Consider the following 14,619-nt stretch of genomic DNA (forward strand, 5'->3'; position numbering starts at 1 on the left):
CTATCCGGTCATCCGCAAAAACGCCGTCCACAAGGGCAAATGACAGCCCTCCACCACACCACCACGAACACACCCACACCACACCGCCAGACCACCCTGCCCACAGAACGGTCAAAACACGAGTCCGAGGGGCCCGACCGTCCGGTCGGGCCCCTCGGCGCGTCGGGCGGTGCGGTCCCGCGCGGGTGCCTGCGGTTGCGGCCCCAGGTGAGGCAGGTCAGCGCGGTCCGGACGACGTCGCGGCGGTGACCGGGCGGCGGGCGGCGGCGAGTTCGGGCTCGTGGCGGACCGCCCAGTCGGCGAGGCCGGACAGCGGGCCGAGCAGGCTCCGTCCGAGCGGGGTGAGCCGGTACTCGACGCTGGGCGGGACGGTGGGATGGACCTCGCGCAGGACCAGGCCGGCCGACTCCAGACCGCGCAGGGTGCGGGTCAGCATGCGTTGGCTGATCCCGCCGATGGCCCGGTGCAGCTCGTTGAAGCGGTACGGCTGACGGCCCAGCAGGACCAGCACCAGCATCGACCACTTGTCACTGAGCAGCCGCAGCAGCCCGGTGACCGGACAGCCGTCGTACTCGTCGGCCGGGACGGGCGTCGGCAGGGCCGCCGCGACCAGGGAACGAACATCCGTGTTCGGTACGGACATGACACTGCCTTCTTCCGCTGTCGCCTGCCTCCGCGAAGGATTGTGCCGGTCGTGGTCCACGGTCGACGTCCGGTGCCGAACGGGGGCCACCGGGCGGGAGAGAGGGGTGGCATGCGGGTCATCGTCATCAGTGGCGGCACCGACGGCATGGGCCGGGCGACACTGGAGGCCCGGATCCGCCGTGGCGACGAGGTCGTCGCCATCGGCAGCAACCCGACGAAAGGCCGGGCCGTGCGGGCGCTCTCCGGCCGGGTGCACTTCCTCCAGGCGGATCTGCGCTCGGTGGCGCAGACCCGCCGGGTCATCGACACCATCAGGGATCGGTGGCCGAGGGTGGACGCACTGGCCCTGTTCGCTAACCGGCAGTCGCCCCGGCGGGTGGTCACCGACGAGGGCCTCGAGCAGACCTTCGCGCTGTACTACCTGAGCCGCTACCTGCTCAGCCACGGTCTACGCGAACAGCTCGACGCCGCCGAACGGCCGGTCATCGTCAACGTGGCGGGCGTCGGCACCACCAGAGGGTCGATCCACTGGGACGACCTCCAGCTCGCCGGGAGGTACGGCATGGTCGACGCGCAGTTGCAGGCAGGGCGGGCGAACGACCTGCTCGGGGTGGACTTCGCGCAGCGCTCCGGCTCCCGGGCGCGGTACGTGCTCTACCACCCCGGCTTCACCCGCAGCGGTGACCTGTCCACCATGCCGGCGGCGATCCGTGGGGTGATCCGGGCGGCGTCGGTCGTCGCCAGGCCGGTCGAGAAGTCGATCCGTCCCGTCGTGGCATGGATCGACGATCCACCGTCGGACGCCCTGACCGCCAGCGACCGGGGCAGACCCGTTCCGCTGTCGACCACGACGCTCGATCCGGCCGCCGCCCGCCGCCTCGGCACGGTGACCGACGCGCTGCTCAACCGGCTGCACGCCGGCTGAGCCCGGTGGCTCACCAGAGGGGTGCCGGCGTGCCGGTGGGCGCGGGCAGGATCTGCCGTACCCGCCCGGGGGGCACGCTGCGCTGACGCCACTCCCGGGGGTAGCCCACCGAGACCTCCTCGAACCGCACCTCGTCCTTCCAGGTGGTACGGGGAATGTGCAGGTGCCCGTAGACGACCACGGTGGCGGCGAACCGGCGGTGCCAGTCGGCGGTGGCCTCCGTCCCGCACCACTGGGCGAAAATCGGGTAACGCAGCACCTCGGTCGGGTGGCGATCCAGCGGCCAGTGGTTGACCAGCACGGTGGGCAGCGCCGGATCGCGGGCGGCCAGCCGGCGGGCGGTCGCCTCCAGCCGGGCCGCGCACCACGCCTGGCGGCTCGGATACGGGTCGGGATGCAGCAGGAACTCGTCGGTGCAGACGATCCCCGTCCGGTACGCCTCGGCCAGCGCCGCCTCCCGGGTGTCGAAGCCCGGCGGTCGCCAGGTGTAGTCGTAGAGCAGGAACAGGGGTGCCACCAGCACCGGGCCGCCCGGCCCCCGCCACACCCGGTAGTCGTCCTCGGGGGTGACCACGCCCAGGTCCCGGCACCGCCGCACCAGCAGGTCGTAGCGGTCCACCCCGCGCAGGGTCACCGGGTCGGCCGGCGGGGTCCACAGCTCGTGGTTGCCGGGCGCCCAGATGACGGTGTCGAAGCGTTCGGCGAGCGTGCCGAGCGCCCACTCGATGTCGGCGACTGTGTCCGCCACGTCACCGGCGACGATCAGCCAGTCCCGTGGCGAGGTGGGCCGCAGCGCCTCGACCAGGGCACGATTCTCCGCGTACCCGATGTGCAGGTCGCTGATCGCGACCAGACTGCCCTCGGTGTCCTCCCCCAGCATCCGCCGATCGTACGCAGCCGACCGCCCGGCGTGGGGCCACCGCATCGGCCACCGCAACGGCGGTGGCCGGCCGACCGAGCCGGTACCGGGGCACCGGAGCTCCGCACGATCGGAGAACCCGGCCGGCTGCCCGGCACCGGCAGGTACGCACGGGCAGCCCGAACGGCACCCGGTAGGATCGTCGGTGGGCCGTGACTGGCGCGTGGGGATGGAGCACCATCGGGAAGCGGCCCCGTCATGAGGACGCACGCCGAGCGCCTGGGCCTTCCGCACGTCACCTGGAGGTCGCATGTCGCGCAACGCCGAATCCACCGCTTTCCTCAGCGCGCTCGAGGTGATCCGGGCGGTCGAACCCCGGGTGGCCGACGCGATCGGCGCGGAGCTGACCGACCAGCGTGAGTCGTTGAAGCTGATCGCCAGCGAGAACTACGCCTCCCCGGCGACCCTGCTGACCATGGGCAACTGGTTCAGCGACAAGTACGCCGAGGGCACCGTCGGCCGTCGCTTCTACGCCGGCTGCCAGAACGTCGACACCGTCGAGGCGCTCGCCGCCGACCACGCCAAGGCGCTGTTCGGGGCCTCCCACGCCTACGTGCAGCCGCACTCCGGCATCGACGCCAACCTGGTCGCCTTCTGGGCGATCCTGGCCGACCGGGTCGAGTCCCCCGCCCTCAAGAAGGCCCAGGTACGCCAGGTCAACGACCTGACCGAGGCGGACTGGTTCGCGCTGCGCCGCGAGCTGGGCAACCAGCGGATGCTGGGCATGTCGCTGGATGCCGGCGGGCACCTCACCCACGGTTTCCGACCCAACATCTCCGGCAAGATGTTCGACCAGCGCAGCTACGGCACCGACCCGGCCACCGGCCTGATCGACTACGACCGGGTGGCCGAGGCCGCCCGGGAGTTCAAGCCACTGATCCTGGTCGCCGGCTACTCGGCGTACCCCCGGAAGGTGAACTTCCGGATCATGCGGGAGATCGCCGACTCGGTCGGGGCCACCTTCATGGTCGACATGGCGCACTTCGCCGGCCTGGTCGCCGGCAAGGTCTTCACCGGCGACTTCGACCCGGTGCCGCACGCGCACATCGTCACCACCACCACCCACAAGTCGTTGCGCGGACCGCGCGGCGGCATGGTGCTCTGCGGCCCGGAGCTGGCCGACCAGGTCGACCGGGGCTGCCCGATGGTGCTCGGCGGTCCGCTGCCGCACGTGATGGCGGCCAAGGCGGTCGCGCTGGCCGAGGCCCGCCGGCCCGACTTCGCCGACTACGCCCAGCGGATCGTCGACAACGCCCAGGCCCTCGCCGAAGGGCTGCTGCGCCGGGGCACCACCCTGGTCACCGGCGGCACCGACAACCACCTGGTGCTGCTCGACGTCTCCGGCTACGGTCTCACCGGCCGGCAGGCCGAGCAGGCGCTGCTCGACTCGGGCATCGTGACCAACCGCAACGCCGTCCCGCAGGACCGCAACGGCGCCTGGTACACCTCCGGCATCCGGATCGGCACCCCGGCGCTGACCACCCGGGGTCTGGGCACCGCCGAGATGGACGTCACCGCCGAGCTGATCCACACCGTGCTCAGCCAGACCACGCCGGGCGCCAACGCCGACGGCACCCCGTCCAAGGCCAAGTACGTCCTCGACCCGGCGGTCGCCGACAAGATCAGCAAGCAGGCCACCGACCTCCTCGCCGCCCACCCCCTCTACCCCACCATCAACCTGGGCTGACTGTGAGGCTGGCCCGGCCGCGCCGGGCCGGGCCTGCGCCCCGCCCCGCTCCCTCGCTCCCTCGCGTTGATCAAGAGGTTTAGGTCACGAAAGCCCTCATCAGTCACCCAAACCTCTTGATCACCGACCCTCACCACCGTGCCGACCCCACCACCGTGCCAACCCCGACCAGGGACAGCCGGAGGGTGGGGGTGAGGCCGCGGTGGGCTGCTGGGGTGATCAAGAGGTTTGGGTCAGGAAAGGTGGTTCTGGTGACCAAAACCTCTTGATCAACCGGGAGACCGGGGGTGGGGAGGGCGGGGCGGGGGCGGGCGGGGTGGGGGTCAGGGGAGGGGGCGCTTGAGGTGGTAGCGGTGGACTTCGGTGCTGCCCTGGATGTTGTTGACGTCCTCGGCGGCGGAGACCAGCTCCCAGCCCTCCCGACCGACCCGGTTGAGGTGGGCGATGGCGGTGTCGCCGTAGGCCGTGACGTCGGTGCGTGAGCCGTCCGGGCCGTACCAGACGAACGAGACGTGGAACTGGCGTCCCTGCCCCTGATAGCGGCGGACCAACAGGGCGTACTCCCAAGCGATCATGCGTCCATTATGGCCACCGGCCCATCCGCCGCACAGCACGGGAGGTGGCGGTTCGATGACACGCGGTGCCGGTCGGCGCGGTGATCGGGTCGGCCGGAGCACGGCAACCGCGCGGTCAGCGGAGGCCGGTCAGTTCGTCGGTGATCAGGGCGGCCAACCGGTCCAGCCCGAGGTCGATCTGCTCCGGGGTGACGGCGCTGACCGACAGCCGCAGCGCGTCGACCGGGCGGCCGTCGTCATAGAAGTGCGCCATCGGCGTCCAGAGCACGCCGTACCGCTGCGCGGAGCGCCGCAGCAGCGCGTCGTCGACCGGGAACGGCACGGTGACCACCACGAAGAAGCCGCCGGCCGGGGCGTTCCAGCGCACCGGCGAGCCGGCCGGGAAACGTCGCCGCAGGCCGGCCAGCAGGTGGTCCCGGTTGCGGGTGTACGCCGCCCGTTCCCGCCGGTTCGCGGCCACCAGTGAGCAGGCGTGCTCCAGCAACGCCCCGCCGATCACGGCCTGGGCCAGCGGCGACGTGTTCACCGATACCATGCTCTTGATCTTGGCGAGCTGGTCGGCGAACAACCCCACCGCACCGTCGACCCCGCCGACCCGCTGGTCGGCCACCAGATAGCCGATCCGGGCCCCGGGGAGCACCGTCTTGGCGAACGAGCCGAGGTAGACCACCCGGCGTCGGGTGTCGAGCGCCTTGAGCGTCGGCACCCGGTCGGCGTCCCCGGCCGGGAAGAGGCCGTACGGGTTGTCCTCGATCAGCAGCAGGTCCTCCTCGACGGCCAGGTCGAGCAACCGCCGCCGGTCGGCCACCGGGATGCTGGTGCCGGACGGGTTGGCGAAGTCGGGCATCACGTAGCAGGCCCGGGGCCGCAACCCCTCGTCGCGCGCCCGACGCACCTGGGCCCGCAGGTCGGCCAGGTCGATTCCGGTCGGGCCGGCGGCGACCGGGCGCACCGGCAGGTCCACCAGCCGGGCCGCGCCGGTCAGCCCCACGTACGTCGGGGCGACGGCGAGCAGCACGTCGGTCGGGCCGGCCCGTAACGCCCGCAGCACCAGCAGCATCGCCTCCTGGCAGCCGACGGTCACCACCACCGCCTCGTCGTCGACGTGGACGTCCTCATCGACGGCGAGGTTGCGGGCGATCAGATGGTGGATGATCCCCTTGGTCCGGCCGTACTGGAACAGGGTGCGGCGGACCTGGTCGGGGCTCTGCCCGAGGTCGTCGGCGAGGTGCCGGCGGAACCGGTCCAGCCAGCGGCCCGGCGCGTCGTCGTCGAAGAACTCCTCGTAGGGTCGCCCGGCGGCCAGCGACACCGCGTCGGGCCAGTGCTGGGACACCTCGTTGAGGAAGTTCATCGAGTTCAGCGCCGGATCGTCGACCGCCGGGTGCAGGGTCGCCAGGTCCAGGTCCACCAGATGCTCCAACGGGTCAGCCTCCGGTCAGGGTACGCAGCCGCCGGGCCTGCCCCGGGTCGGCGCAGCCGGTCAGGGTCAGCGCATCGCGCAACTCGACGGCGAGCAGGTCGAGGGCGGCCCGCGCGCCGGCCCGGCCACCGGCCGCGAGCGCCCACAGCATCGGGCGGCCGAGCAGCACCCCCGTCGCGCCGAGGGCGAGCGCGCGCAGCACGTCCGTGCCGGACCGTACCCCGCTGTCCAACAGCACCTCGATCCGCTCGCCGACGGCCGCGACCACCTCGGGCAGCATGGTGGCGGTGGCCGGTGCACCGTCGAGCTGCCGGCCGCCGTGGTTGGAGACCACCACGGCGTCCACGCCGACGTCGGCGGCGCGGACCGCGTCACGCGGGTCGAGGATCCCCTTGACCAGCAGCGGCAGCCGGGTGCGTTCCCGCAGCCAGGCCAGGTCCGCCCAGGTCAGCGCGGGGGCGAAGGCGGCTTCGGTGTGCGCGGCGATGGCGGACACCCCGGGCGTTCCGGTGTGGGCCAGGTCGTCGCGGCCGGCAGGCAGGTTGGCGGCGGTCACTTCCGGCGGCAACGCGAAGCCGTTACGCACGTCGCGCAGCCGCCGGCCGAGCGCCGGCACGTCGACGGTGACCATCAGCGCGGCACAGCCGGCAGCCTGCGCCCGGTCGAGCAGATCGGCGACCAGGCCCCGGTCGCGTAGCCAGTAGAGCTGGAACCAGACGGGCCCGTCGGTGGCGGCGACGACCTGTTCGATCGGGGTGCTGCTCAACGTGCTCAGCACATAGGGCACCCCCGCTGCGCCGGCCGCCGCCGCGAGCGCCGGTTCGCCGTCGGGATGCAGCAACCGTTGGTACGCCATCGGCGCGACCGCCACCGGCATCGCCTGTTCCCGCCCGAGCAGCACCGTGTCGGTGCGGGGCCGCTCCACCCCGGTCAGCACCCGGGGTAGCACGACGACCCGGTCCAGGGCGGCCCGGTTGGCGGTGAGGGTGGTCTCGACGCCGCTGCCCCCGTCGACGAAGTCCCAGACCCCGGGTGGAAGGGTCACCCGGGCCAGGTCGGCGAAGTCCGCCAGGCTGACCGGCGGCCGGTCCGCCCGGCCGGCCCACCCGGCGGTGGCCGACCCGGCACCGACCGACCCGACGGAATCCGAGCCGACGGTGGCCGAGCCGACGGAATCCGACCCGGCTGCGGCCGACCCGGCGGTGCGGGGGTGCTCCGTCACCGGGCGTCCCCGACCGTGGCGGTGACCGGGGCATCCGCCGCCGGGGTGGGCAGCCCGAAGACCTCCCGGAGGAAGGCGGCGGCCTCGTCCTGGGCACGCCGACCGGCGTCGAAGACCCCGGGCATGGCGAAGAAGCCGTGGATCATGCCGGAGTAGCGGGTGGCCCGCACCGGCACGCCAGCCTCGCGCAGCCGCTGCGCGTACCGCTCCCCCTCGTCGCACAGCGGGTCGTGTTCGGCGGTGACCACCAGGGCCGGCGGCAGGCCGGACAGGTCGTCGGCGAGCAACGGCGAGGCCAGCGGGTCGGCCGCGTCCGCCGGGTCGGCCAGGTAGTGACCCCGGTACCAGTCGACGGAGTGCCGGTTGAACAGCAGCGGGTCCTGCTCGTCGGCGGCGGCCCGGGGTTCGGCGTCGGTTGCCGGGTCGGCGTCGGTTGCCGGGTCGGTGCCCCGGCCGGGGCGCGGGCGGTCGGCCCGCTGGTCGGTGTTCGGATAGACCAGCAGCTGCCCGGCCAGCCGGGGGCCGCCCTCGGCGCGGGCCAGCAGGGTCACCGCCGCCGCCAGGTTGCCACCGGCGCTGTCCCCGCCCACGACCAGTCGCTCCGGGTCCACCCCGAGGTCGGCGGCGTGCTCGGCCAGCCACCGGGTGGCGGCGTGGCAGTCCAGCACCGCCGCCGGGAACGGGTGCTCCGGGGCCAGCCGGTAGCCGACCGTCACCACCTGGCAGGGCGTGGCGTTGGCCAGCCGGCGGCAGATCCCGTCGGCGGTCTCCACGCTGCCCAGCGTCCAACCGCCACCGAAGAAGTAGACCAGGGTGGGCAGCGGGCCGTCGCCGGCCGGCCGGTGCACCCGGACCCGCAGGTCCCCGGCGGGGCCGGGCACGGTCGTGTCGCGTACCTCGTGGACCGGCTCGACGTCGCCGCCGCCGGCCCGGATCGCGGCGAGGTCGGCGGCGCGGGCCTCGGCGAGGGTCTGGGTGTACAGCGGTGGGGTGCCGGCGGCGGCCCGCGCGGCCCGGTAGGCCACCACCTGGGGATCGAGGGACATGGGATCGGCTCCTATCCGCCAGTGGTGACGAAGAGCTTGTCGATGCCGCGCAGGAACAGGCTCCCGCTGTAGTCGGGCCGCTGGCTGACCGCGAGGCCGGGGAACCGGGCGAACAGCCGGGGCAGGCCGATGCGGCCCTCCAGGCGGGACACGGCCGCGCCGAGGCAGAAGTGCGGGCCGACGCCGAAAGCCAACGACGGGGGGCCGTCGCGGCGCGGGTCGAACCGGTCCGGCTCGGGAAACCGGCGCGGGTCCCGGTTGGCGCCGGCGATGATCAGCAGGACGTTCTCGTCCCGGGCGACCGGTACGCCGCCCAGCACGGTGTCCCGGGGCGCGGCGCGGGCCAGGAAGTGCACCGGGCTCTGCAGCCGCAGCACCTCGTCCACGCAGCCCTGCGCCAGGGTCTCGTCACCCGGCAGCGCGGCCACGGTCTCCGGGTGGGCCAGCAGCACCGGCAGGCCGTTGCTGAACATGTAGACGGTGGTGACGAAGCTGGCGTTGAACAGCACGATCAGGTTGCTGATCAACTCCTCCTCGGTCAGGTCGACCTCACCGGAGTCCAGCGCCTCGACCAGCCCGGAGATCAGGTCCTCGCCCGGCTGGCGGCGACGGTGCGCGATCAGGTCCCGGTAGAGCGCCCGCAGCTCCTCGGCAGCCTGGTTGGCCAACGCCAGCCGCTCCGGGGTCTTGCCCGCCACATCGAGGAACTCGTCGATCCAGTCGACCCGCTGCCGGTACCAGGCCAGCTCGCTCTCGGGCAGGCCGATGAACTCGGCCATCACCAGTGCCGGCACCGGGTAGGCGAAGTCCGCGACGAAGTCGACCTCGGAGCCGTCCGCCCCGGCGTCGGCCATCCGGTCCAGCAGGGCGTCGACCACCCGGACGATCACCGGTTCCAGCGCGCCGAGCCGGCGCGGGGTGAACGTACGGGAGAACACACCCCGCATCCGCCCGTGGTCGGGGGCGTTGACAAACATCATCGACGACTGGAAGGTCCGCAGGATCTCCTCGTCCTGCCAGCCCGGTGGGGCCTGCTTGTACCACTCCGGGTCGCGCAGCACCTGGTCGACCAGGTCGTAGCCGACGGCCACCGCGCTGACCGTGCTGTGCTCCGGGCGGTTCGGGATGACGCTGATCGGCCCGTGCTCGTGCAGGGCCGCATACCACGGATAGGGGTCCTGCCGGCCGGCCTCGCTGTAGAGACCGGTCAGGATCTTGTCGACGTCCACGATGGTGCTTCCTCCCCAGGAATGACCGGGGGGCGACGGGGTCACCCCCGCCGCCCCACCGGTGTCACAGACCGAGCAGTCGAAGTGGTACGGCGTCCGCCAACGCCTGGTTGCCGGCGTCGTTCGGGTGGATGTGGTCACCGGCGTCGTACGCGGGCAGCAGCCGGCTCGGCTGGGCCGGGTCACGCAGCACCGCGTCGAAGTCGAGCAGCCCGTCGAACTCGGCCGCCCCCGGGCCCCGCAGCCAGGTGTTCACCGCCTGGCGGGTGGTCTCCTTCTCCGGCGTCCACACCCCCGGGTTGCCGTGCCCCTCGTACGGGGTGAGGGTGACGGCGAGGCTGCGCAGGCCGCGCGCCTTGGCCTGCTTGTTGATCTGCTGCAGCGAGGCGATGATCCGGTCGGCGGAGTCGTCGGACATCCAGATGTCGTTGATGCCGAGGTGGGTCACCAGGGTCTTCACGCCGGTCTGCGGGAAGACGTCCTCGTTGAGCCGGGCCAACGCATTCGGACCCAGCTCGTAGTAGCCGGGGAAACCGCCCGCGCCGGGCTCGGTGCCCTCGTGGTTGAGCCGGTTGCCGGCCAGGCTCAGGTTGAGCACCCCGGGGGTACGTACCTCGGGACGGGCGGCGACCAGCCGCCCGGCGAGCAGCTCCGGCCAGCGCTTGTTGGCGTTGACGGTGCTGCCGTTGGCGTCCCCGATCGAGTCGCTGAGCACCACCACCGCACCGGGGTTAGCCGGACGCAGCACGTCGATGCCGGACAGGAACATCCAGCAGCAGTCCGGACGGATGGTGAAGCCGGCGCCGTCGGCGGCGGTGGTCAGGTCGTTCGCCCCGATGAAGGTGGTCACCTTGGACTGGCCGTGGAACGTGACCGGCCCGGTGAGCACCGGGAAGTGCAGGGTGACGACCAGGTCCTCCTGCTCGGCCACCTGGTAGGTCAGCGGGTCGCTGAGCAGCTCGGCGCCCTTGTTCATGGTCGCCGAGGTGGCACCGCCGAACTTCAGCTCCCGCAGGGTGCCGGGCAGGATGTCCGACCGGTCGGTCAGGGTCGCGGTGTTCGGGCGGGCGACGGTGGCGTGCCCGACCTGCACCGCCTGCTCGCCGTAGAGGTTGCTCAGCCGGACCCGCAGCCGCTCCCCGCCCACGGTGGTGCGCACGGTCATCCGGATGCTCTGGTTGTTCAGGCCGGTGTTGGTCAGCCCGACGGTGTTGCCACGGGTGACCGCCGCGGCCCACGTACCCGCCCACTGCGGCCGGGCGGCTGCCTCGCTGCCGGCGTCGGACGGTCCGGCGCTGGCCACCACCGCCGGGGCGCTCACGACCAGCAACACGGCCGCGGACGCTATGACCTGCCATCTCTTAGGGGTCGACATTGAACCTCCATGTTGGGCCGCCCAGGGCCGGCGCCCATTGACGGCACCGCCCGGACGATGGTCCAGAAACCTAGCGGCGACGTCTGACAGGCGTCAATCAACCCGATAGACATGATCAAAAGTCCATGATGGCCGGTCACTCGCCGTTCGGCTCTGTCCCCCGGCGACACCGTCGGCCTAGGCTCGCTAGCGGCGGCGGTGCGGTCGCCCACTTCCCGCACCCCGTCGCGGGCCGGGCTCTGAACTGCTCGGACGCCATCCCGGCCGGTCGCCACGGCGGGTCCCACCGGGCCGCCGACGACCCGCCGCATCGACCTGGGGGCTGTGCGATGACCGACGGGGCCGACCGATCCACCACCTACGTGCACGACGCGCTGGAGTTGTTCGCCGGGTTCGGCGACCGGGAGGCGCTGGTCGGCGACGGCCGGCGGCTGACCTACCCGCAGGTCGCCGCCGAGGTACGCGGGCTGGCGCACGCCCTCACCCGCCACGGGGTACGCCCCGGCGCGGCGGTGCTGGTGATGCTCGGCAACGCCGTGGAGGGCCCGCTGCTCCAACTCGCCCTGCACCTGCTCGGCTGCCGGACGATGTGGATCGCCCCGGTGACCTCCCGGCGGGAGATCGACGAGTTCGTCCGGCTGGCCCGCCCCGACGTGTTCGTGCACCACGCGTACGCCCCGGACGGGCTGGGTGACCAGATCGCCGCGTCGCTGCCCGGGGTGCCGGTGCTGCGACTGGGCATCGAGCTGACCGCCACCACCCCGTCGGCGGACCCGGACCCCGCCACCACCCCGCAGGTCGGCGTGGGCCTGAGCGCCGACGACCCGTCGGTCGGCCTGCCGGCCGGGGTGCCCGTGCCGGAGTCGTTCCTGCAGACCAGTGGCACCACCGGCACCCCCAAGCTGGTGCACCACCGGGAGAGCTTCTACCGGCAGGTGCTGGCGCTGGCGGCCGACTTCCGGGCCGCCGGCTTCCCCCTGCTGCGGCACCTGTCACACTCCCCGATGTGGCTGGCCAGCGGGCAGATCACCACCCTGTTCAACCTGTTCACCGGCGGCGTGCTCTTCCTGCGCCAGCAGTGGGACCCGGCCGCCTTCATCGCCACCGTGGACGCCGAGCGGCTCACCTCCACCTTCGTCACCCCGCCGATGCTCTACGAGGTGCTCGACCATCCGGCCCTGCCCGGCGCGGACTTCTCCGCCATGTTCATGTTCAACGTGGGTGCCGGGCCGGCCGCGCCCGCCCGGCTGCGCCAGGCCATCGCCCGGTTCGGCCCGTGCCTACGCATCGTGTACGGCCTCAGCGAGGCGGTGGTGATCTGCGCCCAGCCCGGCCTGACCGAGGACCCGGCGCACCCGCAGCGGCTCGGTTCCTGCGGCCGGCCGTACGGGGACGTCACCGTGGAGATCCGCGACGCCGACGGGCAGGCGCTGCCGGCCGGCACGGACGGCGAGGTGTGGGTGCGGACGAAACTGAGCTTCCACGGCTACCACGGTCAACCCGAACTGACCGCCGAGACGCTCGTCGACGGCTGGGTACGCACCCGCGACATCGGCCACCTCGACGACGACGGGTTCCTCTACCTGGTCGACCGGTTGCAGGACCGCATCCTCACCCGGCAGCGCAGCTGGCCGATCTACTCCCGGCCGATCGAGGACGTCCTCGCCGGGCATCCGCAGGTACGCGCGGCGGCGGTGATCGGGGTACCCGACCCGGTCGCCGGGGAGCTGCCGTACGCGTACGTGGTGCGGACGCCGGGGGCGACGGTGACCGGGGCGGAGCTGATCGACCTGGTCACCGCCGAACTGAGCGACACCTGGGCGCCGGGTGCGGTGGAGTTCGTCGACGCGCTGCCCCTGAACCGGTCGGCGAAGGTGGACAAGCGGGCGCTGCGCGAGCGGTACGCCACCGGCGCTCCCGCCGATCCGGTCGGCAGCCCATCGTGACCGCCGACGCCGACACCGGCCCCCGTACGGCCACCCACGCCGCCAGCGACCCGGCCGACGGCGACCCCCGCACGGCCACCCACGCCGCCAGCGACCCGGCCGACGGCGACCCCCGCACGGCCACCGACGCCGACGGCTACCCGGCCGACGGCGACGCCGCCGGGGCTCCCGGCGGGGCGTCGGGCCTGCGGGCGGCAGCCGACCCGACCGGTCCCGGACCGGCCACCGGTGAGGAACACACCGGAGCGGGTGGCACCCAGGCGGGTAAGGCGGGGGCGGGCGACACCGGGTCACTCGCCGCGCCGCCGGGCCCCGAGCGGCGGGCCGCCCGGCGGGAACTGGTCACCCTGGTCGCCGCCGACCTGATCTCCAACCTGGGCAGCCGGATCTCGGTGATCGCGATCCCCTGGCTGGTGCTCACCACCACCGGCAGCCCGGCCAAGATGGGCATCGTCGCGGCAGCCGAGTTCCTGCCGTACATGCTGTCGAGTTCGTTGGCCACGCCGTGGGCGGACCGGTTCGGGGTACGACGTACCTCCATCACGGTGGACGCGGCGAGCGCGGCCGTGATCGCGGTGGTGGCGCTGGCCCCGTGGCTCGGCTTCGGGGCGCTCGTCGCCCTCGTCGCGGTGGCCGGCGGACTGCGCGGCATCGGCGACCGGGTCAAGCACGTGATGTTCCGGCCGGCCGCGCAGCGTGCCGGGGTGGAGCTGATCCGGCTCACCTCCGCCTACGACGGGCTGGCGCGCGGGGTGGCGCTGTTCGGCACGGTCATCGGCGGTCTGCTCATCGACTGGGTGGGGGTGACCCGGGCGATCTGGATCGACGCGGGCACCTTCGCGATCTGTGCGCTGCTGGTCGGGGTGCTGGTACGCCCACCCGCCAGCGACGCGCCCGCCGCACCCCGGGAAGGCTACTTCCAGGCCCTGCGCACCGGGTTCGGCTACCTGCGCACCGACCGGGTGCTGCTGACCATGCTGGTGGTGGTCTCCACGCTGAACATGTTCGCCGCCGCCAACACCGCCGTCTGGGTGCCGCTGTGGGTCCGCGACGAGTTCGGCGACCCGGCCGGGTTCGGCCTGGTGCTCGGGGTGTTCGGCGGTGGCGCGCTGCTCGGCAACGTGGTCTTCACGATGCTCGGCCCCCGGCTGCCCCGGACCCTGATCTTCGCGGCCGGGGCGGCGTTGAGCGGTGCGCCCCGGCTGCTGGTGCTGGCGCTGACCGACCACCTGGTGGTGGTGCTGGTGGTGACGTTCCTGTCCGGGATCGGCATCGCGGCGGTCAACCCGCTGCTCGGTGCGGCCCTCTACGAACGGGTGCCCGACGCGTTGCAGACCCGGGTGCTGGGGATCTCCGGCTCGCTGGCGTTCGTCGGACTGCCGGTGGGCGCGCTGCTCGGCGGCTGGTCGGTGGCGGCCCTCGGGCTGCGGCCGGCGCTGCTGGTGATGGCGGTGGTGTGCGCGGTGCTGACCGTGGCGCCGCTGGTCGCCGGGCCGCTGCGGATGGGGCGGTCCACCCCCGCGCCACCCACCGCCAAGGCCTGACCCGGGCCCAGAGGTGTACGGCGTCGAGTGCCCGACCCGGGGCCCGGCTGACCGCCGTCGAGAGCCGACCGAGGCACGGGTGA

12 protein-coding genes and 1 riboswitch are annotated in these 14,619 nt (G+C 73.1%); of the genes, 4 read left to right on the plus strand and 8 right to left on the minus strand.

The window, feature by feature from the left end; translation table 11 throughout:
* Positions 1-217: 217 nt before the first annotated feature.
* Positions 218-643 (minus strand): winged helix-turn-helix transcriptional regulator, encoded by a 426-nt coding sequence (locus tag JQN83_RS33710; RefSeq protein ID WP_208566494.1) that lies wholly within the window; start codon positions 641-643, stop codon positions 218-220.
* A gap of 111 nt (positions 644-754) precedes the next feature.
* On the opposite strand from JQN83_RS33710, the gene JQN83_RS08245 reads away from it, so the two are divergent.
* Positions 755-1,570, plus strand: coding sequence for an SDR family NAD(P)-dependent oxidoreductase (locus tag JQN83_RS08245; protein WP_208566495.1), 816 nt, complete (start codon positions 755-757; stop codon positions 1,568-1,570).
* Positions 1,571-1,580: 10 nt separating this feature from the next.
* Here JQN83_RS08245 and JQN83_RS08250 read toward each other — a convergent pair whose 3' ends face one another.
* Complete coding sequence (locus tag JQN83_RS08250; protein ID WP_208566496.1) at positions 1,581-2,450, minus strand: metallophosphoesterase family protein; 870 nt, start codon at positions 2,448-2,450, stop codon at positions 1,581-1,583.
* A 181-nt stretch (positions 2,451-2,631) separates the two neighbouring features.
* A riboswitch (ZMP/ZTP riboswitch) is annotated at positions 2,632-2,721 on the plus strand.
* Between the two features lie 18 nt (positions 2,722-2,739).
* Here JQN83_RS08250 and JQN83_RS08255 point away from each other — a divergent pair.
* Positions 2,740-4,176, plus strand: a complete 1,437-nt coding sequence (locus JQN83_RS08255; protein WP_208566497.1) for a glycine hydroxymethyltransferase — start codon at positions 2,740-2,742, stop codon at positions 4,174-4,176.
* A 323-nt stretch (positions 4,177-4,499) separates the two neighbouring features.
* On the opposite strand, the gene JQN83_RS08260 is transcribed toward JQN83_RS08255, so the two are convergent.
* From JQN83_RS08260 to JQN83_RS08285, 6 genes are all read right to left on the minus strand, one after another.
* Positions 4,500-4,751: a hypothetical protein gene (locus JQN83_RS08260; RefSeq protein WP_089003913.1), complete on the minus strand. Its 252-nt coding sequence runs from the start codon at positions 4,749-4,751 to the stop codon at positions 4,500-4,502.
* Between the two features lie 115 nt (positions 4,752-4,866).
* On the minus strand, positions 4,867-6,174 hold the full coding sequence (locus JQN83_RS08265) for an aminotransferase-like domain-containing protein (protein WP_244252051.1): 1,308 nt from the start codon (positions 6,172-6,174) through the stop codon (positions 4,867-4,869).
* A 4-nt stretch (positions 6,175-6,178) separates the two neighbouring features.
* The gene (locus JQN83_RS08270) at positions 6,179-7,246 is read right to left on the minus strand and encodes an alpha-hydroxy acid oxidase (RefSeq protein ID WP_208566799.1); all 1,068 of its coding nucleotides are present in this window, start codon (positions 7,244-7,246) and stop codon (positions 6,179-6,181) included.
* 146 nt (positions 7,247-7,392) lie between these two features.
* On the minus strand, positions 7,393-8,442 hold the full coding sequence (locus JQN83_RS08275) for an alpha/beta hydrolase (RefSeq protein WP_208566498.1): 1,050 nt from the start codon (positions 8,440-8,442) through the stop codon (positions 7,393-7,395).
* A gap of 11 nt (positions 8,443-8,453) precedes the next feature.
* Complete coding sequence (locus JQN83_RS08280; RefSeq protein ID WP_372443989.1) at positions 8,454-9,671, minus strand: cytochrome P450; 1,218 nt, start codon at positions 9,669-9,671, stop codon at positions 8,454-8,456.
* A 64-nt stretch (positions 9,672-9,735) separates the two neighbouring features.
* Entirely contained in the window at positions 9,736-11,019 is a 1,284-nt protein-coding gene (locus JQN83_RS08285; protein WP_208566800.1) for an SGNH/GDSL hydrolase family protein, read from the minus strand.
* Positions 11,020-11,375: 356 nt separating this feature from the next.
* Here JQN83_RS08285 and JQN83_RS08290 point away from each other — a divergent pair, with 356 nt between their 5' ends.
* Entirely contained in the window at positions 11,376-12,992 is a 1,617-nt protein-coding gene (locus tag JQN83_RS08290; RefSeq protein ID WP_208566499.1) for a class I adenylate-forming enzyme family protein, read from the plus strand.
* Between the two features lie 338 nt (positions 12,993-13,330).
* Positions 13,331-14,536 carry an MFS transporter gene (locus JQN83_RS08295; protein WP_208566802.1) on the plus strand — a complete coding sequence of 402 codons (1,206 nt, stop codon included), beginning with the start codon at positions 13,331-13,333 and terminating at the stop codon, positions 14,534-14,536.
* Positions 14,537-14,619: the final 83 nt, after the last annotated feature.

It is taken from the genome of Micromonospora antibiotica, from assembly GCF_017599305.1.
GTDB classification, from domain to species: domain Bacteria; phylum Actinomycetota; class Actinomycetes; order Mycobacteriales; family Micromonosporaceae; genus Micromonospora; species Micromonospora antibiotica.